Genomic DNA, 23,380 nt, shown 5'->3' with positions numbered 1-23,380 from the left:
ATACATTTATCGACACGTTTCTTAACTTTTGGCAACGAACAAACTCTTGCTGTGATTAGCATCACATAACCTAGAATTTCTATGCCTCCGCATGCATTACCGAAGCAAAAACCTAATTAAATCAATATTTGAAATTACACCCTCTCATACACTGAACCTACCACTTAAGGCTTAGAGGTGATAATCGGTTGATGCCGTTTACTGCGCTCTAAATAAGCTTTTAATAATAACAAGCGGAAGACTCCGCATCACACTGGAGAATAACTGTGAAGACAATTACCACAGATATCGCAGTCATCGGCGCAGGCGGCGCTGGTCTTCGTACAGCTATTGCAGCAGCTGAAGCTAATCCTGATTTGGAAGTAGCACTGATTTCTAAAGTTTACCCAATGCGTTCACACACGGTAGCAGCAGAAGGCGGTTCAGCGGCGGTAATTAAAGACGAAGATAGCCTAGAAAACCACTTCAACGATACGGTTGGCGGTGGCGACTGGCTATGTGAACAGGATGTTGTTGAATACTTTGTTGAAAACGCGACTCGCGAAATGATCCAAATGGAACAATGGGGCTGCCCATGGAGTCGTAAAGAAAACGGTGAAGTAAACGTACGCCGATTCGGCGGTATGAAGGTAGAAAGAACGTGGTTCGCAGCGGATAAAACTGGCTTCCACATGCTTCATACACTGTTCCAGACTTCGATGAAGTACGACCAAATCAAACGATTTGACGAGTACTTTGTGGTGGACCTTCTTGTGGAGATCAAAGACGGCGCTGAAGAAGGCGAAGTACAAGGCCTTATTGCGATTCATATGTCTGAAGGTGAGCTTGTTACCATCAAAGCAAAATCGGTTGTTCTAGCAACAGGTGGCGCAGGTCGTGTTTATCACTGTAATACTAACGGCGGCATCGTAACCGGTGACGGTATGGCTATGGCTTATCGCCATGGTGTGCCACTGCGTGACATGGAGTTCGTTCAATACCACCCAACGGGCCTACCTGGCACGGGCATCTTGATGACCGAAGGTTGTCGTGGTGAGGGCGGTATCATCGTCAACAAGAACGGCTACCGTTATCTACAAGATTACGGCATGGGCCCTGAAACACCAGTGGGCGAGCCGAAGAATAAATACATGGAACTGGGTCCTCGTGACAAAGTTTCTCAAGCATTCTGGCACGAGCAGCAGAAAGGCAACACTATCAAGCACCCTCTAGGTGATGTCGTTCACCTAGACCTTCGTCACCTTGGTGAAGAGTACCTGCAAGAGCGTCTACCGTTTATCTGTGAGCTAGCAAAAGCGTACGTGAACGTTGATCCAGCAAAAGAGCCAATCCCAATTCGTCCAACCGTTCACTACACCATGGGTGGTATCGAAACCAACGGTAGCTGTGAAACTCGCATTAAGGGTCTATTCGCAGTGGGTGAATGTGCGTCTGTTGGTCTTCACGGTGCAAACCGTTTAGGTTCTAACTCTCTGGCTGAGTTCGTCGTATTTGGCCGTGTTGCTGGTGAGCACGCAGTGAAACGCGCAGCGGAATTCAAGGGCTGGAATGAAGCGTCTATCGCTAAGCAAGTGAAAGCGGTCGAAGATCGCATCGCAACGCTGATGAACCAAGAAGGCGACGAAAACTGGGCTGATATCCGCACCGAAATGGGTCACACCATGGAAGCGGGTTGTGGTATCTACCGTCAAGAAGACTTGATGCAAGAGACCATCAACAAGATCACTGAATTGAAAGTGCGCTACAAGAAGATCAGCATCAAAGACAAAGGTAAAGTATTCAACACTGACCTACTTTACGCTATCGAAGTGGGTTACGGCCTAGAAGTCGCAGAAGCCATGGTTCACTCAGCAATCCTTCGCAAAGAGTCTCGCGGTGCACACCAACGCCTAGACGACAACTGCACCGAGCGTGATGACGTGAACTTCCTAAAACACTCACTCTCTTTCTTCAATGAAGGTACGGCACCAACCATAGACTACAGCAACGTTAAGATCACCAAGTCTCAACCCAAAGCACGCCTTTACGGTGAAGCTGCAGAGAAAGCCGCGGCCGCTGAAAAAGCGTCAGCAGCGACGGTCGCGCAGACTGAGAGCCTTGAAGAGGAGAATGCATAATGTCAGCGAATCGTATCCAAAAAATAGACATTCTGCGCTACGACCCAGAGAAAGATGCAGAACCTTACATGCAGACTTTCGAAGTGCCTTTCGATGAGACCATGTCGGTGCTTGACGCGATTGGTTACATCAAAGACCACCAAGATAAAGACCTTTCATACCGTTGGTCTTGTCGTATGGCGATCTGTGGTTCTTGCGGCATCATGGTTGATGGCGTGCCTAAGCTAGCGTGTAAGAGCTTCTTACGTGACTACCCGAACGGCCTGACCATCGAGCCATTAGCTAACTTCCCAATCGAAAAAGATTTGATTGTCGACATGACGCCGTTCATCGAGCGCCTTGAAGCGATTAAACCCTACATCATTGGTAATGACCGTAAGCCTGAAGACGGCACTAACCTACAAACTCCTGAGCAGATGGCGAAATACAAACAGTTCGCAGGTTGTATCAACTGTGGCCTTTGCTATGCAGCGTGTCCTCAATTCGGTCTTAATCCTGAGTTCATTGGCCCTGCAGCACTCACGCTAGCTCACCGTTACAACCTAGATAGCCGTGACAACGGCAAAGATGAGCGTATGAAGCTTATCAACGGTCAAAACGGCGCTTGGGGCTGTACGTTTGTTGGTTACTGTTCTGAAGTATGTCCGAAGAAAGTAGACCCAGCAGCGGCGGTTAACCAAGGTAAAGTTGAGTCTTCAATGGACTTCGTTATCTCGATGTTCAAGCCAGACGGTACATCTGTTAGCAAGAACCAAGTTAAAACTGCAGAGGAGGCATAAGATGAGCAATCGTAAGCCTTATGTTCGTGAGATGAAGAGAACATGGTGGAGCAACCATCCGTTCTACCGCTTCTACATGCTGCGTGAAGCAACGGTACTGCCTTTGATTCTGTTCACTGTATTCCTAACCTTTGGTTTGGGTGCCCTAGTGAAAGGCCCTGAAGCGTGGGCGGGTTGGTTGAGTTTTATGGCGAACCCTATCGTTGTCGGTATTAATATCGTGGCTCTGCTAGGCAGCTTAATGCACGCTCAAACCTTCTTCAGCATGATGCCTCAAGTCATGCCAATCCGCCTGAAAGGTAAATTGGTTGATAAAAGAATCATCGTACTGACTCAATGGGCCGCGGTGGCTTTTATCTCTTTAATCGTTCTTGTTGTGGTGTAAGGAGCTTTCGTTATGAACATAAACTACAAAGTAAATCGTGCTCCTAAACGTTCTGACGAGCCGATCTGGTGGGGTTTATTCGGCGCTGGCGGTACTTGGTTTGCGATGTTCACACCAGTCACTATCTTAGTGTTGGGGATCTTAGTACCAATGGGCATCATCGATGCAGAAGCCATGAGCTACGAACGTGTGTCTGAATTTGCCACTAGCATAATAGGTGCACTGTTCATCATCGCTACACTGGCACTGCCAATGTGGCATGCCATGCACCGTCTTCACCACGGCATGCACGACCTGAAATTTCACGTCGGCGTTGCAGGTAAAGTAGGCTGCTACTTCTTTGCAGGCCTAATCAGCGCATTGTCTATTATTTTCATCTTGATGATTTAAGAGTAGATACGGGATTCGAGTAATCGAGTTGCGAAGAGCTTAAGGTGAAAAGGCTGGAAGCAGAACAGGGGGGTTCTTGTTCTGCTTTTTTGTTGCCATTATATACGCTTACAAAGTGCAATTTACACCGGCTTACATAGCTCAAAATCATTGATGACAATACCATCAATATAAATGCAATAATGTCATTTGGCAGATGAGGGTCATACTTTCATACAAGACATTACCTATAAAAAGAGGCTGATAACTAAGCATCGGCCTCTTTGCTTTTCTAAATCACAGGGCAATTAGAGCTTTTGGTTACCCATGATCTTATTGCTGTGTAACCTTCTTGGTTTGGTCCATTAACCCCAACGCTCCGAAGCCTGTAATGACATCGAGGTTGGTTTTCAAACCCGTTTCGTCACTGCCGCCGATGTAGTTTTGTGGCATCTGCACTTGGAAGTTCTGCAGGTTGTTATACAGCGAGTTAGCGACCTCACGGTTCAGCTCGGCCAGATACACCTCGCGATTGGCGCCTAGCGCGGCATATTTCGCTTTCAACACTTCCGCTTCCGCTCGACCTTTTTCAAGAATCGCTCTTGCTTCAAATTCAGCAGACAATGCATTGGCTTTTTGAATCGCCAAATTGGCTTCTGCGGTTGCCAGTTCCTTCTCTTTTTCAACTTCAGCTAATCGCTTAGTCTTCTCGACTTCGACAATTTCACGCTCAGCTATTTGACGAGCTATTTCCACTTCTTTCTGCTGGGAAATAATCGCTAACTCTTTGCCTCGCTGCGCGTCTTGGACTTCTCGAGTACGCTGAATCTCTTTGCGGAGTTGCTCAGTTTCAGCTTGCGCTTTTGATGTTTCTTGCTCCTGAATCGCACGGATACGGTCGGCCACTAAACGCTTCTTATCCGCCAGTAACTGATCAAGTTGCTTTTCTGGTTGCGGATCACCAATCGTGACCTGGGTTACTTGAATGCCGTATTGTGATAACGGGTTGTCCTGACGGATAGGCTGACCCGTGTTATCCACCACCGGCACTGTCTTCCAAACCAGTTGATTGGTTCGTTGCAATTGATTCGAGTTCGATTGATTGACACCAACCGGCGCAAGATCTAACTCTTCCACTTCAACCTGACGACGTTCCGTCAGGTAAATGCCTTCGCGTAGCTGATCGCCCAATTTAGATTTAAATTGGTTTAAGCCACCTTGGAAGAACTCTTCACCCGTGTATTGAGTCGCCGTAATCACTGTCACATTACGCGCATTTTTAACCAACAATGCATCGATCAAATTACTGTTGTTGCGAAACTCCTTATGCATCTTTTCCACTGCCTTCGGGTCATTGCTGAGCTTAAAGCGGAATGTCACCGGAATCTCACCAATGTACGTATCAGCAAAACGCACCTGCACCGGATCTAACCTCTGATAAAAATCTTCCCCTTTACTGTTGCCAAAAGAGACCGTAATCACCTGATCATACTGGGTTATCTTGGATAAAAACGGCATTCGAAAATGAATACCGGGCTCGGTAAAGACATCCAACTCACCAGTAATATTGTTTTGATGCACGTAGCTGTAACCGGCATCGGTCATCAAAACTGAACTATTAATTGTTAAGCCTAAAGCCAGCAGTGGTACGCCGAATACTGCCGCTTTCAGCCCTTTATGTAGTAACTGACGTCGTTCTTCTATTTTCAAACCTCTGCCTAAGCCTCTATTTTCCATGTCATTCTCCTTTAGGGTTGTCATCGAGTTAAATCGAAATAAATCAAATTGATATGCAACTCGCCGACCATAAGGAGTAATGTATCAAATTGTTACACTTAGGAATAATCGAAAGATTCACCAAATAAATAAGATTTTACCGAACAATAAAAATAACCTCTACAATAACCAACTTTGAGTTTATGGGCTTTGGCTGTTCAGAACGGTAGGAAAATTGAAGCGGTGATCAAAAGGAAAAACCGACATGACTTAAGAATAGAAAGGAGAAAAGTTACGCTTTCCAAAGAACGGACTATTGAGTGCTCAAGGCGCCATTTATGCGTTGATAGAGAGAAGCACCTATACTGTTAGATGCTAAATCGCGTTTGAGGATATCATTATGAGAATTATTTCACTTGCCTGTATTCTGGCTCTATCTTTACCAACCACAGCCTTGGCTGTCGATGTCACGAAACTGGCAGAATCTGTAGACAAAGAAAAAGCCACTGAATCTGTTGATGTAGAAGAATTGAAATCATCGGTTGATGGGACCGACATTGATTATCAAAAAGCTTATGAAGCTATCGATAAAGAAAAGGCGAAAGAAGCCGTCGATGTCGATAAAGCAAAGGCAGCTCTGCTTGAATAACAATGCTAATCAGAGATAAAACAAGTAAAATTAATCCCGGCGTAGCATTCTTTATTCGCTAGGAAACGAGCGTGCTACGAAGGAAATCTCTTATAATAATGAAATATGGGTGCACCCTATTTTTGATCCGTCACTCGCGTCATACCACTCAGAGTTTTTATCAATTCAAACGTACACCCGCCCCTTCCTCTCACATCGGCCTAAAACCCAAAGACGACAGCGAAAATGAGCGTTCATAATTGATAATAAGATCACAAAAAACCACTGAAACATCTTTTCCTAGTCAGTGGATATGAAGGTGAGGAACACGATCCCAGTCACTAATATGTAGCAAACCAGTGATATTTTTGCGATTGCCATAATCTCAACATATTGTTGAATTTGAAGTTATTTACAAATGAGATAGTATCCATTTTTTTCATACAAGTGGTCTCCTCATGCACCAACTAGATACAGCCTTAAATAATAAAAGCGGGCGCTGGACACAGCACGATACTCAATGGGTGTTGAGTTTATTTGGTACAGCTGTCGGCGCTGGTATTCTCTTCTTACCGATCAACCTAGGCCTCAGTGGTTTCGTTCCATTGCTCATCATGGCAACCTTAGCGTTCCCTATGACTTTCTTAGCGCACCGTGGCTTTACTCGGTTCGTTCTATCTTCCAGCCAAAAAGACGCAGACTTTACCGATGTAGTTGCTGAGCACTTTGGAGCGACTGCGGGACAAATCATTTCACTGCTGTACTTTTTGTCTATCTTCCCGATTTTATTAATTTATGGTGTCGGGCTAACGAATACCGTCGATAGCTTTATGGTTAACCAAGCTGGGCTAGAGTCACTGCCGCGACCTTTGCTTTCGGGGGCCTTAGTGACAGGGTTAATCGCGGTGATGATCGCTGGCGAGAAGATCATACTTCGTACACTCTCATTGATGGTTTATCCCCTAGTCGCGATTCTGCTATTTTTGTCCGTATACTTGATTCCAAGCTGGCAAGCTCCTGAACTGACAATGCCTTCATTATCTTCTTTGGGCAGCACGCTTTGGCTATCTACGCCAGTAGTGATCTTCTCATTCAGTCATTTAGCAGCACTCTCTTCTTTTGCCCACGCTCAACGCAGCCATTACGATGACAGCGCAAGAGTAAAATCAGAGCACATCTTACAACGCACCAGCATCATGCTGATCCTGTTTGTGATGCTGTTTGTATTTTCTTGTGTTCTGACACTGTCTCCTGAACAGCTAGCACAAGCGAAGGAACAAAACGTATCGATTCTGTCTTATCTGGCCAACGTTAAAGACAACCCGTTTATTGCGACACTTGGCCCGATTGTGGCTTTCCTAGCAATAACATCATCATTTATTGGCCACTTCTTGGGCGCGAGAGAAAGCATGGTCGGGATGCTAACCAAAAGTACATCTCTATCCACACCTTTGGCTCATAAAGTCACAATAATTTCGCTGTTTGCATCGATCTGGGTGGTAGCAATTATCAACCCGAGCATTTTAGGGATGATGGAAGCCTTGTCTGGGCCTGTAATCGCGATGATTTTGTTCGTTATGCCGATGGTGGCTGTATACAAAGTGGAGGCGTTACGCCGCTATAGAAAGGATTTATCCTGCGTCTTCGTCTTGTTGGTGGGTGTTGTCGCGGTAAGCGCGCTAGTGTTCAACTTAGTTAAGCCGTAACCTATCCTTAATCCATGATAGTGATACATAAGTTGAGCTATCATGGACCGAGGTCAACCATTTACCAGACGTTCATATAACAATAGAGGGTGATCACTAATGAGTTCAATTTGAGGGGAAAGGCTATAAGCTTCTTCGCTTAACTCGTGAATTGATAATATCTTCTACTAATTTTTGCTCTTGTTGTGCTTTCTGATAATTTTGCTTATTGCGCCAGCGCTCAAGAACGTTTTCTAACCCTTTAACACGAGCATGCTTGGATTCTAGCTGCTTTTGTATCGATGTACACTCAGCCAACATCACAGCCTGCTCCTGCTCATGATGATATAACATCTTTTGTAGCATCTGATCGACACGATTTAAGTTCATTAAGCTAGCACTATTAAGATCAGAAGTGGTGATTGCCGATTGCCCAACATTAGCTTTCAACGCCGACAGCTGCTCTAACTGCAAGGTTAAATGTGAATGGCGCAAACGCATGACATCAAGCTGCTGACAAACCCTATCTCTTTGCTTTTCTTCCACTTGGCAAAGCTTGCCAACAGCTTTTAACTTCGATTCCAAAGCTTACCTCATGATTGATCGCTATTAAAAATTTGGGTCAGTGCACGCAAACTGGTTGAGTAGTCGACAGGCTCACTAGCCGATTGCTGTAAGTATGATCGAAGGTGTGGATACTTAGATACAGATAGATCTAGCTCAGAGTCCTGTCCCGGCTGATACCCCCCCAAAGGTAACAATTCTTTGACTTGTAAGTAGTTGGAGTACAACTGACGAAAGTTATTAGCAAGCTGGCTGTGCGCTTCATGGGTACAAGCATTCATACAACGACTAATAGAAGCATTAATGTCGATCGCAGGATAATGACCTTGCTCGGCTAATTGACGAGACAATACCACATGCCCATCAAGAATAGCTCGAGCTGAATCAACAACAGGGTCTTGCTGATCATCCCCTTCAGCAAGTACTGTATAGATTGCCGTTAAGCTTCCATCAGGATTGTCACTATTGCCAGCACGCTCCAACAATTGTGGGAGAACACTAAATACCGAAGGTGGGTAACCTCGTGATGCTGGAGGCTCGCCCAATGACAAAGCTATCTCACGCTGTGCCATAGCATAACGCGTCAGTGAATCCATCAGTAATAATACATCTTTACCTTGATCACGAAAATATTCGGCTACACGATGACAAAGTAAAGTCGCACGTAAACGCATCAAAGGCGATTCATCGGCTGGTGCTGCAATAATTACTGCCTTTTTTCGCGCTTCAGGGGTCAAATTGCGTTCAATAAACTCTCGAACTTCTCGACCTCGCTCGCCAATCAAACCAACCACAATCACATCGGCTTGAGTATTTTGGGTGATCATGCCCATTAAAACACTTTTACCCACACCACTACCGGCCATCAAACCAATGCGCTGTCCCTTACCTACAGTCAGTAAACCGTTAATGGCACGAACACCGACATCGAGTGGGGTGTCGACTGGGCGACGTTTGAGTGGATTTATAGGTCTAGCCTCAAGAGAGACGCGATCACCACCTTTCAGTGGTGCACCATCATCGAAAGGTTCCCCTAAACCATTGACAACTCGACCCAACCAGTGTGAACTCAGTTGTATTGTACTGTCACCATCAAGCGGAATAACTTTTGCCCCTGCAAACAACCCTCCTAAGCGACGAATTGGCATTAAGTACGCCACCGTATGTTCAAAACCAACGACTTGCGCTTCGATTAAATCGCCTTCTGCGGTTTCAATTAAGCAACGTTGCTCTAACTTAAATCGGCAACCTACAGCTTGTAACATCAAACCGTTAACTTTGATCAACCTCCCCGTTACTTTTGCCACAGGAATAGAGTCGAGAGAAGCTAACGCATCACTCAAGCGTTCATTGAGTAAATCGTGATTCAAACAGCTACTCATTCGCCACATCAACCGGTGGCAAGGTCACTTCATCAAGCAAATGCTGTTTCACGTTATCCATACAGGCTTGTAGTCTAGAATCACAACTTGCATCAGCTTCCGCATCTTCAGTCACGAGCTGGCAGCCACCAATGGGTAATTCCACATTCGCCACCAATTTCCAAGCCGCCGGTAGATCGGTATTGATCTGTACAATTCGATCGAGATCTTGCGGGTTTAGATGCACAACCACCGATTCTGCTTTGCTTGGCATTGCCGATAAAGTTTCGTCTACCAACGCCAAAATCTGCTGTGGCATCAAAGTTAATTCAGCACGAATAACTTGCTGAGCTACCTTTTGCACCAATTCGCAAATCATATGTCGCTGTTGCTGTTCCTTTTCACTTTGCCTACGAGATAAAGCTTGGAATAATTCATGAACAGGCTTGGCGGCTTCAACAAAAGCTTGCTTACCAGAGTGCTCTCCAGAGACAAATCCCTTCTGAAAACCCTCTTTTTGTCCATCAAGTAGGCCTTGCTGTTTACCCTGTTCAGTACCTTGACGTAAACCTTCATCATGACCTTGTTGTAAGCCTTGTTGAAAGCCCGCCTCTAGTTGCTCTTGAACATCAGCCTGAGTATTTTGCCAACTCTGACTATCCATTGTGAGATCACTTTCAACATTCACAGGCTGCGCCAAAGGAGGAAAACGGTGTAGACGATAGCCGCTGGGTGGTAGTCGCATCGTACTGTTAACTTTTTCTGCCATACCCTTACTCCAAGGTTGGCTCTTCATAGAGCACTAACTCAATTTCATCTGCCTCATCTAACTCACGTACCATCTGCATAATCTCTTGACGAGCACGGTGAACCCGACTCAAAACCACGGCTCCACGTACCTCCATATCATCCTCGAGTGCTTTGATCATACGTTGAGGCATAGAGCGCTTTATCGCTTGCTGCAACGAAATATCGGCTCCCTTGAGTGCTACAGCCCACAGGTCAAGAGGAACTTGTTGAACCAATATATCCATCGTCTCTTCACGCTGCCTTCCTAATACCAAGAAATCAAACATGTTTTCTTCGATCTCATTCACCACATTTTCATCATGCAACTTAAGCATCTCCATTAACGATGCTCGGTCGCCTTCAAAGCGGTTAATGATGTCAGCGGCTTGTTTCACTCCCGACAATGGTGTGCTCTGACTGGCTGATACTTTATCAATGCAACGTTCTACCAGTTCATGTAAATCGTTAGCGACCTGGTGATCAATATCTTGTAATTGAGCGATACGGAAAAGGATCTCATCATGGTAATCCTGAGGGAGATGTTTCAAAACAGTCGAGGAGCTATCTGCTGGTAAATACGCTAAAAAGATAGCTTGCATCTGCGGGTGCTCATTCAAGATGAAACGCGCTAACGTCTCTGCTTCAACCCATTGTAAGCGTTGCATATTATTTCGAATCTCATCACCGTATAAATGATTGAGTAAGCCTTTCGCTAAATCGTTACCTAGTGCTTTACGTAACGTATTGGACAAGTACTCTTTTGATGCTCCACGAATACCACTATGCTCACGAAAATCGTCAAAAAAATTCTGGATGACACCACGAGCTGAATCACTTTTAATGCCATTCAGTTTAGCCATTGCACGTGTTACACGCTGGGTTTCATCTCGGGTGAAACTCTGAAGAACTTTCGCGGCCGCGTCTTCTCCCATCCCCAGCAACACAAGTGCGGTTTGTTCTACATAACTAAGCGTCTGCTTTGAGGTCGACGGTGTTGTGTTCATTGATGTTTACCCATTGTTTCAGAATTTCGGCTACACGCTCTGGCTCTTCATTAGCAATAAGCTGTAGATGCTTCAATTGAGTCTCAAGAGGAGAATCCGCAGCTGGAAGCATGTCACTGTTGACATCCAAACCTGATGAGACGGCAATCCCTTTCTCTGATAATTTTCGGTTAAGTCGCTCTTCTCGTTCGCGCTCTTCACGAGTCTGTAAATTGTCGTATTCCGGTTCGATTTTTGGCTCCGTCGAACTCTGCTCTTGAATCGGTATATCCTTTCCGGTGAGATGCATAGTCAGTGGACGTAGAACAAAGAAAATCATCGCTAAGCCAAGCATTCCACCAATCACATATCGTAGTGGCTGTTGTACCGTCGCATCTTGCCACCATGGCAGAGCTGGCGGTGCATCAATCTCAATTGGTGTAAAGTTGAAGCTCATCAGGCTCAAACTATCACCACGTGCATTTGAGATACCGACCGCGTCCATGATCATGGCTGAGATTTGCGTTTTATCCGCTTCACTCCATGCGACGCCATCCGGTGCAGCCTGTGAATTCAGTAATACGGAGACACTTAACTTTTCAATTTGACCTTGTTGATATTGAGTACGGCGAATACTGCTGCCCACCGCATATTGACGATTCACCTCGGAACGTGCATTGGAATTTTGGCTATCATTCGTTGCTGTCTCGCCGGTGACTGGGGGTTGGTTACTCAGCGTGCCAGGAACACCAAGCGCAATTTGATCGATAGAGCTATTTTGTATGGTATGTTCATTACGAACAACAGGGGCATTATCGAGAACCTCTTGTGTTTCCTCTACTTGGCTAAAGTTCATATCAGCTGCAACTTGAACGCGGAAGTTACTCGGACCGACAATAGGCGTTAACATGTCCGCCGCACGGCGAATGATTTGCTTTTCAACACTCTTTTGATACTCAAGATACTTTGCGTTGACCTTACCCGCTTCAGGAGATGCGACATCCGCGCTCAACAAACGGCCATATTGATCGATAACTGAAACAAACTCAGGTTTCATTGCCGTTACACTACCGACAACCAAGTTAATGATTGCTTCAACTTGCTCGCTTTTTAAATTATTTCCCGGCTTCAGCTCTAACATAACTGAAGCAGACGGATTTTCGGTATTTTGACGAACAAATAAGGTCTGGCGGGGTATCGCCAAATGCACTCTTGCATTTGATACCGCATTAAGTGACATAATAGTGCGAACTAACTCCCCCTCTAGTCCATGTCGATAACGTGCCGTCTCAATAAATTGACTGGTACCCAGTGAACTGTCCTCACTCAAAGACTCCAGCCCAGTCGGTAATTTAGCTTTAACACCTTTCGAAGCGAGCAACATACGGATGTGTGCGACTTCACCTTCTGGAACCAATACTTGTCCGTTTTGTTCCTGCATGCGGTAACTAATGCCCTCCGTTTCTAGCACAGAAACGATTTCACCAATATCAAAACGTTCTTGTTGGCTATAAAGCGGACGGAAGCTCTGAGATGAACTCCAAAGGGCAACGACAATAATCGCGGCGACAATGGCTGCTAAAACAGCAGATAACACAAGGTTACGCTGACTACTCGACCATAAGTGTTTCAACTTACTGGTTACCTCGTCCATACCTTTATATGTAGACCCGGCATGAGCAACTGGACTTCCGGCAACTTGCGTGGTTAATTCTGACATTGATTACACCGGCATCTTCATTATATCTTCAAACGACATCACAACTTTGTTACGTACTTGCATCAAAGCATTGAACGACAGGCTCGCTTTCTGACTTGCGACCATCGCACCAACTAAATCATCACTCTTGCCCGTTTCAACTGCAGTCATTCTTTGACTGGCAAGCGATTGATGTTGGTTAACCGTATCCAAAACACCAGTCATCGCTTCTGAAAAAGACAAGGGGGTGTTGGTGTTCTCTTGGTCTAAAGGGTTTACACTCACAACAAATTCTGTTGGCTGAACCTGCGTTTTCATGGCCTCCATTTTAGACAACATTAATTGCTCTGCTGATACCGCATTTGTAGGTTGACTTATCATCAATTATTCTCCTTTTAGGCAGCCGAGCCGAGCTCTGACTGCAAATCAATGCCGTGCTCACGCATAGCTGCAAGCTTGTAACGGAGGGCTCGTGTCGATACACCCAAGGCATTAGCGGTTTTAGTTCGGTTTCCACCAAACTGACGTAATTTTTCGAGTATGAATTGAAATTCAGCATGCTTTTTAGCTTCTATGTGACTAAAGCTTGACGCAGGCTCTAAAGAGGGCTCTGATGTCGAGGATTCCATCGGTAACATCAAGTCACTCGAAGTAATATAATCGCCGTGACGCATCACGAGGGCTCGTTGAATAACATTTTCGAGTTCGCGAATGTTTCCTGGCCACTTGTATTGGCAAAGTGCAGACATAGCATCTTGTGATAAGTGGCAACGACTGCCATCTTGGTATTTCCCAATAAAGAATTGAGCGATTGGAAGAATATCCTCTTCTCGTTCGCGTAACGATGGCCAGTGTAAAGGTAAAACATCTAAACGATAGTAAAGGTCTTCGCGAAAAGTACCTTTTTGAACTTCCTCTCGTAAGTCTTTGTTTGTTGCCGCGATCACTCGTATATCGAGTTGAATCGACTTATGGCTACCCACTTTCTCCACTTCACGCTCTTGTAAGACTCGTAATATTTTGGCTTGTACCGAAGGAGACATCTCCCCAATTTCATCCAAAAGAATCGTGCCATTATTCGCTTCTTCAAACTTCCCATGTTGAGAATTAACGGCCCCAGTGAATGCCCCTTTCACATGACCAAACAGTACAGCCTCCAACATAGACTCTGGAATTGCAGCACAGTTTACCGCCACAAAAGGACCATTGGCCTTTGGTGATTGCTCATGAACATAGCGTGCCAATAGCTCCTTTCCGGTACCAGACTCCCCAGTGATCAGTACGCTCGCATTAGTGCGCGCCGCTCGGTGTGCTAATTGAAGAACTTGTTTACTCCGCCATGACTCAGTCACTATATTCGCTAATGGTTTACCTAGATCTTCGACTCGTCTCAACAAAGTGAGTAGCTGGTTAGACTCAAACGGGCGAAGTAAATAATCAGTTGCACCAGATTGCATAGTTTCAGCAGCTAAAATACCTTGGTCCTGCTCGACAACAGCAATCACAACCCCCCGCTGCGCTTGTTTCTGATGACATGCAACAAACTCACGTGCGCACATATCGGTTAAATTTGTGCTAACCAAAGTAATGCCTGCACTATTCTCTAAAAGCGCACTGCGACCGGTACGGCAGTGGCGTATCGAATAGCCCGCATGCTCAAGTATATCCAGCATGGGTTGAGCCAGTTTTTCATTGGGCTCAACCAACAAAATATCCATTTTCATCGTCATTGAACCTGTACCTTCTCTTGTTTGGGGGATGAGGGTTGCTTCACTTCCGATTTCTCTATGCCAGTAATACGTTCATTTTCTCTTACCAACCTTAGAGTAACCCGGCGGTTTTTCGCTTGCCCTACAGGAGTAGCATTGCTGGCAATAGGATATCGGTCGCCATGAGCTCGGATTTGAATGATGTTACGATCTATACCAAACTGAATCAGAGCCTCGGCCACTTCCTCAGCTCGTTGGCGCGATATATTTAAGTTTGTAAACTTAGACCCGACATTGTCTGTATGACCATCAATCAAAATGGCGACAACACGATCATCAACTTCAACATATCGATTTAGATCAGCAATTGTGCTTTCCTGAGAAGGTTCGAGTTTCGTTTGGCCAAGCTGAAAATAAATACTTTGATCACGAGCCTGAGTAAATGAAAGCTTTGGTAAGTTTTCACGGCATTGTTGATAGGAAGTTAATGCCTGCTGCATTTGAATGGTCGGTATTGTTATACGCTGAGTGGCATAAAAATCATTTCGACTGAGTGATAATTGAATCCAACTCCCTGACTTAATATCTTTAATAAGAGAATTGACTCCGTCAGAGAACATAATGCTGTGATTTGTCTTTTCCGGTGAATATGATGCCATCTCTTTTATGACAACTCTCTTTTCCCATGGCGGACTCTTACTCTCAAGCAGTACCCTATTCCATTTACTAACATCAATGTCAGTAATAAATAAGTCACGTCCTCCAGCTTCCGACCGGAAATAAAACTTCCCCTGCGGAACATCTGAATGATTCAAGTTGCATTCAAACTTATTTCCTTTATATGACCAAATAGAAAGGTCCATAGGAATCTTTAGATCCTCTACAGCTAACGCTGCATTAATGGATATAAAGCAACTTGAAATCAACAACCTTAATACATAGCTTTTCATGGAGTTAACACCATAAAACAGCCATACCTGAACGGTCGTCGAACTCGCCAAAGGCTAGTAATCATCGAATATGCACCAATATCCTTAAAAGCTCTCATATATACAAACTGAAAAAGAAAAATTAAGCTTAAACAATAAGAAAAAATTCTAATCAAGAATAACTAAAACCATTTAGGTCAAATGAACCCTGTTCACTGACTGAATTATTAATAAGTCAATCGATAGATAAAATTAGCGAATTAAATTTCATATTAAAAGTGCACAGCACCCATTAAAATCAACATATGAACGAAAGTCACAATCTTTAAACCTAAAGCTAAAAAGTTATAAAAATTTATGTGTATCCTGTGAAAAAATTAAATCTTGGTCACCACTTATGTCAGGGCACGGTAAAATACACATGAAAAACAGTGTCAATGAATCAATCTCACATATAAAACCACTTGATGTAGAGTTGTTAGGTAAACCGATCCATATCATTCGAAAAAAACTCCAAAATTTGATTTTTGAGTCCTGTTCTACCCTTACTAATGAATTACAAGTTTGGCTGAGCTCAAACAAAATTGAGACTCGCTTAACCTCTTTAGACCTGCATCGATTTTGTGCAACATCACTGGATAAAAAACAGACTTCTACCTATGAACACCGAGATGGAGGAACACTTTATATCCATAGTAATGTCGAAACACTCAGCCGTTTAGCTGACCGTTTTTATGGTGCCAATACAGAACGTTACACCCAATCATTAACGGCAAGTGATTTACGCTTACAAGAGAGGATCAGCCGAGTTATCACCAATTGGCTCGCTCCTCAAGAAATGTGGCAAACCTGTGACTATGAAGCACCTTGCGGTATTGGGTTGCACGCTGAACTCTCAATTACATTAGAAGATTACCAAGGTGTTATTCATCTAAAGATCGATAACACAATGATTCAAACCATGATTGAGCAGTTGGAGTTGCAAGAAGCTAAGGATCTTTTCCAGCCTTTTTGTCGCTCTCTAGAATCAACCCCTGTTCGTCTCAATGCTGTACTCAGTAAAAAGACAATGACTTTAAGTGATGTCGTTAAGTTACAACCAAACGATATTTTACCCGTCGAACTGCTAAATATCGTGCCTGTCAGTATCGGTCCACATCCCCTTTTCACTGGTCGTATTGCCGAACAAGACGGCCAGCTTGTTTTGATTTTTAACCCAGATAAGGAACCTCAGCGATGAGCGAAACGCACGAGAACAAAGCATTCGACGCCGATGAATTAGATTTTGATGATTTTCAGTTAAATGATTTTGATGCAGACACTCAACTCAAAGTAGAGCAAACCGCAGAGCGCGATTTAAGTTTTTTTAAACATATCCCTGTAACAGTAACTTTGGAAGTTGCAAGTAAGGAAATACCACTGGGTGATTTGATGAAAGCGGGTGAGGGTACCGTTATTGAGTTGGATAAACTAAACGGCGAACCTTTGGATGTGAAGGTAAATGGCTCTCTTATGGGGCAAGCTGAAGTCGTTGTTATCAATGATAAGTACGGACTTCGTCTGATTGATGTCTATGACTCAGCACTCAATGTCGTTGGCCGATAGAGTCAAATTGGGTTGTACCATGAATGTTCAGAACGTCAGCCAAATTATGCTGCCTATGGGCGCGCTCATTTTACTTAGTCTACTGTTTACGTTTCCGACAATGGCGGCAGATAACGGCCTGACCATTTTGTCAGTTTCCGATGGTGACACCCAACAAGAGTACAGTGTAAAACTGCAAATATTATTGCTGATGACCGCTCTCAGTTTCTTGCCAGCGTTCATTCTGATGGCCACCAGCTTTACACGCATCATTGTCGTATTAGCCATTTTACGCCAAGCATTGGGCCTGCAACAAAGTCCTCCTAATCGAGTGTTAATCGGTATTGCCCTGACACTAAGCCTTCTGATTATGCGTCCAGTTTGGACGGATATCTACGAGCATGCGTTCAAGCCATACGATAACGGTGAAATCACTTTAATTCAGGCTTTTTCAGTTGCTGAACAGCCGGTTAGAGATTTTATGCTAGCGCAAACACATCAAAGCTCTTTAGAGCAAATGCTGCGTATTGCGAATGAACCGATTAATCAAGACGTTGCAGATATTTCATTTGCCGTTGTCCTCCCAGCGTTCGTCATTAGTGAACTTAAGACAGCATTTCAAATTGGTTTCATGCTGTTCATACCCTTCCTGATCATCGATCTTGTCGTCGCCAGTGTGTTGATGGCGATGGGGATGATGATGCTATCTCCCTTGATCATATCCCTGCCTTTTAAATTAGTCATTTTTGTTCTTGTCGATGGTTGGGCAATGACAGTAGGCACCTTGTCAGCGAGCTTTGGGGGATAGAAATATACTATGACACCGGAGTTAACTGTCACGCTATTTTCTGACGCAATATGGCTAATCATCTTAATGGTGGCAGTGTTGGTTGTGCCTGGCCTGATTGTTGGTTTGTGTATTGCGGTATTTCAAGCCGCAACACAAATTAACGAACAAACTTTAAGCTTCTTGCCACGACTGCTCGTTACACTGCTGATGGTGATTTTCGCAGGGCACTGGATGCTACGTAAAATTATGGACCTATTCGATTACCTCTTTCATAACATTCCTGGGATGATAGGTTAATGGCACTCACTTTTGCGGAACTATCCATGATTCTTGGTCAATTTTGGTGGCCATTTTTCCGCATTGGAGCCGTATTTATCTCTATGCCTTTTTTCGGTGATGCGCTCATTCCGGTTTGGGTTCGTAGCTTACTCGCACTCTCTATCGTAGTCATTACCGCTCCTCTCATGCCTGCGATGCCAGAAGTTGAACTTTTTTCTCTGACCTCACTCTTCTTAGCCTTCGAGCAAGCGATCTGGGGACTAGTGTTTGGCCTCATCCTTCATATGCTATTCAATGTATTTACTATGCTGGGTCAAATCGTTTCCCTACAAATGGGCTTAGGTATGGCAATGATGAATGATCCAGTCAACGGTCTTTCTGTCGCCATACTTGGCCGTATTTTTTTGATCTTCTCGACATTATTGTTTCTTGCTTTAGAAGGTCACTTATTAGTTATTGATATTATTATCCAAAGCTTTGTCTTTTGGCCCGTTGGCTCAGGGCTCACTATGCTCTCCCTTAAAGGGGTACTCGGTATTTTCGGTTGGATGTTCGCCTCTGCATTGGCGCTAGCGCTACCTGCTATCGTCTCTATGCTACTAGCGAACGTGAGCTTTGGCGTTATGAATCGCGCAGCTCCTTCTCTAAATGTCTACGCGCTTGGGTTTCCTATGACCATGCTACTAGGCCTTTTCAGCGTATTAATTTCCATTTCTGGCGTGCCTAGCCGCTACACAGCTTTGGTTCATGACACCATCCGCTACTTAAACAACTTTATGTTAGGGGGCGCATGAGCCAGCAATCATCACAGGATAAAACGGAAAAAGCCTCTCCTCAAAAAGTAAAAAAAGCCCGCCAAGAAGGGCAGATACCACGAGCGAAAGACTTCACAACCGCCGCTATCTTTCTAGCCGTCGCTTTATTTTTTCAGTCACAATTAAGTGCAATCTGGGAAAGTATGTCGGGAATCTTTCGTTACAACATGTCCCTGACCAAAGCTGATTTGGAAAACCCAAGCCGACTTGTAGAGCATATCGGTCAAAGCTTAGCAGTCATCATTGAGATGCTGCTACCACTGTTCATTGTCATTATCATCGTGACATTTGGCAGTACTATGGCTCTGGGAGGATGGATATTCCGACCAGCCAATATCATGCCCAAATTCAGTAAAATAAATCCCATTTCAGGCATTAAACGTATTTTCTCAACTCGGTCGATTGTCGAATTGATCAAGTCTACCGTTAAAGTTCTAGTCATTTTCGGAATCCTGTATGGCTATCTCGACAATCATCTTCAGTCTCTACTTGGAATGCAAACTTTACCGCTAAACCAAGGGGTTACTTTAATCATGTCGATCTTGTTCGAAGGTGTCTTGCTCATGGGAGTTGCCTTATTGCTGTTTGGCGTCATTGACATTCCTTATCAGCGTTGGGAGCACCTTAAAGAGCTCAAAATGACCAAACAAGAGATCAAAGAGGAATACAAAAATAACGAGGGTCGTCCTGAGGTCAAGCAGCGTATTAGACAAATTCAGCAACAGTTCGCACGTCGTAAAATTGACAAGATGGTGCCAACAGCCGATGTGATTGTCACGAACCCAACTCACTATGCCGTTGCATTAAAGTACGATCCTTCCATCTCAGACGCTCCCTTTCTCGTCGCGAAAGGAGTAGATGAGACGGCGATGCATATTCAACGTATTGCCAGAGATAATGACATCGAGATCATCAACGCTCCTCCACTGACGCGTTCGATTTATCACACCACAGCCATTGAGCAAGCAATCCCAAATCAACTTTATGTCGCAGTAGCTCATATTCTGACTTACGTTTTGCAATTGAAAGCCTTTCGTAAAGGGCAAGGACAAGAACCGACACCTTTGCCTCACTTTTCAATTCCAAAACACTTACAACACTGATCAACCGCGTTTACCCAAGGACACGACAACATGTTTAGCTGGTTAAAACAACTTCATACCTCCACCAAAGGCTACATTGGCATTCCAATCGTCTTACTCATGGTTTTAGCCATGGTGATTTTGCCATTGCCACCACTACTATTGGATGCGCTGTTTACCTTCAACATCGTGTTAGCGATCTTAGTATTATTGGTCAGTACCACAGCGAAACGACCGCTGGACTTTTCGGTCTTTCCCACTATTTTGTTGGTAGCTACATTACTCAGGCTGACGCTGAACGTTGCTTCAACCCGAATCGTCTTACTCGAAGGTCATAATGGCGGCGATGCGGCAGGTAAAGTCATTCAAGCCTTTGGTGAAGTCGTTATCGGTGGGAATTATGTCGTAGGTATGGTGGTCTTCATCATTTTGATGATCATTAACTTTGTCGTCATCACTAAAGGTGGTGAGCGAATTTCGGAAGTATCGGCTCGCTTTACCTTGGACGCCTTACCGGGCAAACAAATGGCGATCGATGCCGATCTCAATGCTGGTTTAATTGACCAAGAAAGCGCCCGCTTACGTCGTAAGGAAGTCGCCAATGAAGCCGATTTCCATGGTTCCATGGATGGTGCTTCTAAATTTGTTCGTGGCGACGCCGTCGCGGGGCTATTGATCTTATTTATCAACATCATTGGTGGTATCAGCATTGGTGTATTCGAGTATGGGTTGCCCGCTTCAGAAGCTTTCAAAACCTATGCGTTGCTCACCATTGGTGATGGCTTAGTCGCGCAAATTCCATCGCTACTATTGGCAACAGCCGCCGCGATCATCGTGACCCGCATCAATGATAGCGACAATGGCATGTCAGAAACCATGCACAGACAGCTACTAGCAACACCTGCAACCTTATTTACTGTTGCAGGTATTATGATCGTGATTGGTATCGTACCTGGTATGCCGCATTTGGCCTTTTTTAGTTTTGCCGCCGCGCTAGCCTTTGCTGGCTGGCGACAAAGTAAACGGTCGGTTCAGACACCTCAAATGGATCAAGTGGAAGCGCTCTCTCAAACGATGCAAGAAGAAGAGACCACACTCACTTGGGATATGATTCCTCATGTTCAAACTTTGTCTCTCGCCTTAGGCTACCGCTTAGTGCACTTGGTCAACAAAGAACAAGGTGCCCCCTTGGCACAGCGTATTCGTGGCGTTCGCAAAAATCTTTCAGAACAGGTTGGGTTCCTACTCCCAGAAGTGCGTATCCGCGACAACCTAAGTCTAAAACCCAATCAATACACCCTTGCTCTAAATGGTGAAGTGATTGAACAAGGTTTTATTGAACCAGAACGTTTGATGGCGATTGCCGTTGGCGAGACCTATGGTGAAATCGACGGCATTTTAGGCAGTGATCCCGCATACCAATTACCGGCAGTATGGATAGAACATAAAGATAAAGCTAAAGCACTTAATATGGGGTATCAAGTGGTTGATGATGGCACCGTTATCGCCACACATATTAGCAAAATTATAAAAACCAACTTAGCTGAACTATTTACACATGATGATGTTGAGGCAATGATTCAAAGGCTCTCTGCGCAAGCTCCTAAATTAGCCGAGGCCTTAGTGGCCGCATTAACACCAGCTCAACAACTGAAGGTCTACCGTCAACTGTTGCTCGACCAGGTTCCGTTAAAAGACATTCGAACCATAGCCAATACTATGTTGGAATCTTCAGAAAATACAAAAGATCCTATTCTGCTTGCTGCGGATATTCGCTGCGCCCTAAAACGTACCCTAGTTAATTTAGTTATTGGGCAGAAGAGTGAGCTCAACGTTTATGCATTGTCCGACGAGCTCGAGCAAATGCTGATGTCATCGCTACAACAAGCCCAAGCCGCAGGGCCTGTGATGCTCGATAGCTTCCCGATTGAACCAAACGTTTTAAACCAATTCCAACAAAATTTACCGTTAATTCGCCAGCAACTGAAACAACAAGGTTTACCTCCTATTTTACTGGTAATGCCTCAACTGCGCCCATTGCTGGCTCGTTATGCCCGCACCTTTACTCAAGGTTTAGCGGTACTGTCGTATAATGAAATCCCAGAAAATAAACAGATCAATGTAGTAGGAAACCTTGGCTAATCTCATCTCAACAAAAGCGATGTATGACTACTTGTGCGATCTCGCACTACAACACATTGTCACGAACGACGACCAACTGGTGTTTGATGCGCTCAAACACAAAGACATTCAACACGCCTGTCAGGCCATCCGCAAAACCAAAACCGGTGAGGTGGAATACCAGCACCTTACCTTGCGCTTTGGTGTACATGGCGAACAGAGTGTTTATCAGTTTAAACTGTCTGAGCAAATGCAATATTGCTTAGATTTATACAGCTTGTTTTTAGCCCTGCGCCAAACTCAGTTCCAGATCGATACCTTTCATTCGGACCTTATCAGCAATGTCGTGGTGCCTATCCGGGTCGACGCCTTACTATGGCAAGCAGGGCGTCACTTTTTGAATCAGATGATTCAATTCCACAAGGCAGCATTTCAACATGTCGTGCCCGCTTTGCAAGCCGATGAAACTCTGTGCCTCCATGAACGCGTTGCTGCTTTAGTTGAACAGCTGAAAGACAACGCGTATGCCTTGTGGTTTGAAATTGCGACCAGCCAAACACACTTTGAACGCATTGCCGAGTTTGAACCCGATCTGATCAAGCTATCTGTCACCATGGAAAACAAGCAAGATCAGCATGCGTTCCTTCCCATCGCACGCTTCCTACGTCGTAATCAGTTCCCTTGGGTGGCAGGTAGAGTCGCAAGCCAAAACGAGCTCAATCGTTACCGCTTACTCGGTGCGAGTTATTACTTCGGCTATTTCAGTGATATTCCCACTTCATTGTCGTTTAAATCGTTCGGCGATGATTAAACGGGGCTAAAGAAAAAGGACGAGTTCAGCAATAAGCACTCGCCCTTTTTCATGTCTGAACAGTCTTAAAACACGATTTTTTCTGGAATAAATGTCACTAAAACACATCAAAATTAGCAATTTTTAGAAAATTTTCATATTTGCAATTAATCATCAAACCTAACCAACCGCCTCTTGTTAGTGAG

Annotated in this window: 23 protein-coding genes; 14 read left to right on the top strand and 9 right to left on the bottom strand. The window is 44.6% G+C overall.

The window, feature by feature from the left end; translation table 11 throughout:
- The first annotated feature begins 266 nt into the window (after positions 1 to 266).
- Genes frdA through frdD form a run of 4 tightly spaced genes read left to right on the top strand, consistent with a single transcriptional unit; the run spans position 267 to position 3,671 of the window.
- The gene (gene frdA, locus A3712_RS26250; RefSeq protein ID WP_063525613.1) at positions 267 to 2,117 is read left to right on the top strand and encodes a fumarate reductase (quinol) flavoprotein subunit; all 1,851 of its coding nucleotides are present in this window, start codon (positions 267 to 269) and stop codon (positions 2,115 to 2,117) included.
- Positions 2,117 to 2,896 carry a succinate dehydrogenase/fumarate reductase iron-sulfur subunit gene (locus A3712_RS26245; RefSeq protein ID WP_063525612.1) on the top strand — a complete coding sequence of 260 codons (780 nt, stop codon included), beginning with the start codon at positions 2,117 to 2,119 and terminating at the stop codon, positions 2,894 to 2,896. Before frdA ends, A3712_RS26245 begins: the two co-directional genes overlap by 1 nt.
- Before the next feature lies 1 nt (position 2,897).
- The gene (frdC, locus tag A3712_RS26240; protein ID WP_004741336.1) at positions 2,898 to 3,281 is read left to right on the top strand and encodes a fumarate reductase subunit FrdC; all 384 of its coding nucleotides are present in this window, start codon (positions 2,898 to 2,900) and stop codon (positions 3,279 to 3,281) included.
- Between the two features lie 12 nt (positions 3,282 to 3,293).
- Positions 3,294 to 3,671, top strand: coding sequence for a fumarate reductase subunit FrdD (frdD, locus tag A3712_RS26235; protein ID WP_063525611.1), 378 nt, complete (start codon positions 3,294 to 3,296; stop codon positions 3,669 to 3,671).
- 312 nt (positions 3,672 to 3,983) lie between these two features.
- On the opposite strand, the gene A3712_RS26230 is transcribed toward frdD, so the two are convergent.
- Positions 3,984 to 5,387, bottom strand: coding sequence for an SPFH domain-containing protein (locus A3712_RS26230; protein ID WP_004741339.1), 1,404 nt, complete (start codon positions 5,385 to 5,387; stop codon positions 3,984 to 3,986).
- A 379-nt stretch (positions 5,388 to 5,766) separates the two neighbouring features.
- On the opposite strand from A3712_RS26230, the gene A3712_RS26225 reads away from it, so the two are divergent.
- Both A3712_RS26225 and A3712_RS26220 read left to right on the top strand, forming a co-directional pair.
- Positions 5,767 to 6,015 (top strand): hypothetical protein, encoded by a 249-nt coding sequence (locus tag A3712_RS26225; RefSeq protein WP_063525610.1) that lies wholly within the window; start codon positions 5,767 to 5,769, stop codon positions 6,013 to 6,015.
- Positions 6,016 to 6,452: 437 nt separating this feature from the next.
- Complete coding sequence (locus A3712_RS26220; protein WP_063525609.1) at positions 6,453 to 7,700, top strand: aromatic amino acid transport family protein; 1,248 nt, start codon at positions 6,453 to 6,455, stop codon at positions 7,698 to 7,700.
- 123 nt (positions 7,701 to 7,823) lie between these two features.
- Here A3712_RS26220 and fliJ read toward each other — a convergent pair whose 3' ends face one another.
- Genes fliJ through A3712_RS26180 form a run of 8 tightly spaced genes read right to left on the bottom strand, consistent with a single transcriptional unit; the run spans position 7,824 to position 15,734 of the window.
- Positions 7,824 to 8,264, bottom strand: a complete 441-nt coding sequence (fliJ, locus tag A3712_RS26215) for a flagellar export protein FliJ (RefSeq protein WP_063525608.1) — start codon at positions 8,262 to 8,264, stop codon at positions 7,824 to 7,826.
- A gap of 8 nt (positions 8,265 to 8,272) precedes the next feature.
- A complete protein-coding gene (gene fliI, locus A3712_RS26210) occupies positions 8,273 to 9,625 on the bottom strand; it encodes a flagellar protein export ATPase FliI (RefSeq protein WP_063525607.1) in 1,353 nt (450 codons plus the stop codon).
- Complete coding sequence (fliH, locus tag A3712_RS26205; RefSeq protein WP_063525606.1) at positions 9,618 to 10,373, bottom strand: flagellar assembly protein FliH; 756 nt, start codon at positions 10,371 to 10,373, stop codon at positions 9,618 to 9,620. Before fliH ends, fliI begins: the two co-directional genes overlap by 8 nt.
- A 4-nt stretch (positions 10,374 to 10,377) precedes the next feature.
- Positions 10,378 to 11,397: a flagellar motor switch protein FliG gene (locus tag A3712_RS26200; RefSeq protein WP_063525605.1), complete on the bottom strand. Its 1,020-nt coding sequence runs from the start codon at positions 11,395 to 11,397 to the stop codon at positions 10,378 to 10,380.
- On the bottom strand, positions 11,360 to 13,096 hold the full coding sequence (fliF, locus tag A3712_RS26195; RefSeq protein ID WP_063525604.1) for a flagellar basal-body MS-ring/collar protein FliF: 1,737 nt from the start codon (positions 13,094 to 13,096) through the stop codon (positions 11,360 to 11,362). The genes A3712_RS26200 and fliF overlap by 38 nt, the downstream gene beginning before the upstream one ends.
- A 3-nt stretch (positions 13,097 to 13,099) precedes the next feature.
- Complete coding sequence (fliE, locus tag A3712_RS26190; RefSeq protein WP_063525603.1) at positions 13,100 to 13,456, bottom strand: flagellar hook-basal body complex protein FliE; 357 nt, start codon at positions 13,454 to 13,456, stop codon at positions 13,100 to 13,102.
- Between the two features lie 14 nt (positions 13,457 to 13,470).
- Positions 13,471 to 14,805 (bottom strand): sigma-54 dependent transcriptional regulator, encoded by a 1,335-nt coding sequence (locus A3712_RS26185; protein WP_063525602.1) that lies wholly within the window; start codon positions 14,803 to 14,805, stop codon positions 13,471 to 13,473.
- The gene (locus tag A3712_RS26180; RefSeq protein WP_063525601.1) at positions 14,802 to 15,734 is read right to left on the bottom strand and encodes a MotY family protein; all 933 of its coding nucleotides are present in this window, start codon (positions 15,732 to 15,734) and stop codon (positions 14,802 to 14,804) included. Before A3712_RS26180 ends, A3712_RS26185 begins: the two co-directional genes overlap by 4 nt.
- Before the next feature lie 400 nt (positions 15,735 to 16,134).
- Here A3712_RS26180 and A3712_RS26175 point away from each other — a divergent pair, with 400 nt between their 5' ends.
- From A3712_RS26175 to A3712_RS26140, 8 genes are read left to right on the top strand one after another with little or no spacing between them, the layout of a single operon-like run.
- Complete coding sequence (locus tag A3712_RS26175; protein ID WP_063525600.1) at positions 16,135 to 16,953, top strand: FliM/FliN family flagellar motor switch protein; 819 nt, start codon at positions 16,135 to 16,137, stop codon at positions 16,951 to 16,953.
- Positions 16,950 to 17,318, top strand: coding sequence for a flagellar motor switch protein FliN (gene fliN / locus A3712_RS26170; RefSeq protein WP_063525599.1), 369 nt, complete (start codon positions 16,950 to 16,952; stop codon positions 17,316 to 17,318). The genes A3712_RS26175 and fliN overlap by 4 nt, the downstream gene beginning before the upstream one ends.
- A 46-nt stretch (positions 17,319 to 17,364) precedes the next feature.
- Positions 17,365 to 18,105 carry a flagellar type III secretion system pore protein FliP gene (gene fliP / locus A3712_RS26165; protein WP_443083629.1) on the top strand — a complete coding sequence of 247 codons (741 nt, stop codon included), beginning with the start codon at positions 17,365 to 17,367 and terminating at the stop codon, positions 18,103 to 18,105.
- A 9-nt stretch (positions 18,106 to 18,114) separates the two neighbouring features.
- Positions 18,115 to 18,384, top strand: coding sequence for a flagellar biosynthesis protein FliQ (gene fliQ, locus A3712_RS26160; RefSeq protein WP_063525597.1), 270 nt, complete (start codon positions 18,115 to 18,117; stop codon positions 18,382 to 18,384).
- On the top strand, positions 18,384 to 19,160 hold the full coding sequence (gene fliR / locus A3712_RS26155; RefSeq protein ID WP_063525596.1) for a flagellar biosynthetic protein FliR: 777 nt from the start codon (positions 18,384 to 18,386) through the stop codon (positions 19,158 to 19,160). Before fliQ ends, fliR begins: the two co-directional genes overlap by 1 nt.
- Positions 19,157 to 20,284, top strand: a complete 1,128-nt coding sequence (gene flhB, locus A3712_RS26150; RefSeq protein WP_063525595.1) for a flagellar biosynthesis protein FlhB — start codon at positions 19,157 to 19,159, stop codon at positions 20,282 to 20,284. The genes fliR and flhB overlap by 4 nt, the downstream gene beginning before the upstream one ends.
- Positions 20,285 to 20,314: 30 nt before the next feature.
- Positions 20,315 to 22,405 carry a flagellar biosynthesis protein FlhA gene (gene flhA, locus A3712_RS26145; RefSeq protein WP_063525594.1) on the top strand — a complete coding sequence of 697 codons (2,091 nt, stop codon included), beginning with the start codon at positions 20,315 to 20,317 and terminating at the stop codon, positions 22,403 to 22,405.
- Positions 22,398 to 23,195, top strand: a complete 798-nt coding sequence (locus A3712_RS26140; protein ID WP_157618892.1) for an EAL domain-containing protein — start codon at positions 22,398 to 22,400, stop codon at positions 23,193 to 23,195. Before flhA ends, A3712_RS26140 begins: the two co-directional genes overlap by 8 nt.
- The last annotated feature ends 185 nt before the right edge of the window (positions 23,196 to 23,380 follow it).

The sequence above is a fragment of the Vibrio sp. HI00D65 genome (genome assembly GCF_001635455.1).
Lineage (GTDB): Bacteria > Pseudomonadota > Gammaproteobacteria > Enterobacterales > Vibrionaceae > Vibrio.
The sequence above is the reverse complement of the archived record's forward strand: the minus strand, read 5'-3'. Positions and strand labels throughout refer to the sequence as shown.

Bases quoted from the DNA above. Each gene is read 5' to 3' on its own strand.
- fliH (WP_063525606.1), bottom strand. From the start codon at position 10,373: ATGGCAGAAAAAGTTAACAGTACGATGCGACTACCACCCAGCGGCTAT.
- flhA (WP_063525594.1), top strand. From the start codon at position 20,315: ATGTTTAGCTGGTTAAAACAACTTCATACCTCCACCAAAGGCTACATT.
- A3712_RS26220 (WP_063525609.1), top strand. From the start codon at position 6,453: ATGCACCAACTAGATACAGCCTTAAATAATAAAAGCGGGCGCTGGACA.
- fliI (WP_063525607.1), bottom strand. From the start codon at position 9,625: ATGAGTAGCTGTTTGAATCACGATTTACTCAATGAACGCTTGAGTGAT.
- fliF (WP_063525604.1), bottom strand. From the start codon at position 13,096: ATGTCAGAATTAACCACGCAAGTTGCCGGAAGTCCAGTTGCTCATGCC.
- A3712_RS26200 (WP_063525605.1), bottom strand. From the start codon at position 11,397: ATGAACACAACACCGTCGACCTCAAAGCAGACGCTTAGTTATGTAGAA.
- frdD (WP_063525611.1), top strand. From the start codon at position 3,294: ATGAACATAAACTACAAAGTAAATCGTGCTCCTAAACGTTCTGACGAG.
- flhB (WP_063525595.1), top strand. From the start codon at position 19,157: ATGAGCCAGCAATCATCACAGGATAAAACGGAAAAAGCCTCTCCTCAA.
- fliP (WP_443083629.1), top strand. From the start codon at position 17,365: ATGCTGCCTATGGGCGCGCTCATTTTACTTAGTCTACTGTTTACGTTT.
- A3712_RS26185 (WP_063525602.1), bottom strand. From the start codon at position 14,805: ATGACGATGAAAATGGATATTTTGTTGGTTGAGCCCAATGAAAAACTG.
- A3712_RS26225 (WP_063525610.1), top strand. From the start codon at position 5,767: ATGAGAATTATTTCACTTGCCTGTATTCTGGCTCTATCTTTACCAACC.
- fliR (WP_063525596.1), top strand. From the start codon at position 18,384: ATGGCACTCACTTTTGCGGAACTATCCATGATTCTTGGTCAATTTTGG.
- fliE (WP_063525603.1), bottom strand. From the start codon at position 13,456: ATGATAAGTCAACCTACAAATGCGGTATCAGCAGAGCAATTAATGTTG.
- fliN (WP_063525599.1), top strand. From the start codon at position 16,950: ATGAGCGAAACGCACGAGAACAAAGCATTCGACGCCGATGAATTAGAT.
- fliQ (WP_063525597.1), top strand. From the start codon at position 18,115: ATGACACCGGAGTTAACTGTCACGCTATTTTCTGACGCAATATGGCTA.
- A3712_RS26175 (WP_063525600.1), top strand. From the start codon at position 16,135: ATGAAAAACAGTGTCAATGAATCAATCTCACATATAAAACCACTTGAT.
- A3712_RS26245 (WP_063525612.1), top strand. From the start codon at position 2,117: ATGTCAGCGAATCGTATCCAAAAAATAGACATTCTGCGCTACGACCCA.
- A3712_RS26180 (WP_063525601.1), bottom strand. From the start codon at position 15,734: ATGAAAAGCTATGTATTAAGGTTGTTGATTTCAAGTTGCTTTATATCC.
- A3712_RS26230 (WP_004741339.1), bottom strand. From the start codon at position 5,387: ATGGAAAATAGAGGCTTAGGCAGAGGTTTGAAAATAGAAGAACGACGT.
- frdC (WP_004741336.1), top strand. From the start codon at position 2,898: ATGAGCAATCGTAAGCCTTATGTTCGTGAGATGAAGAGAACATGGTGG.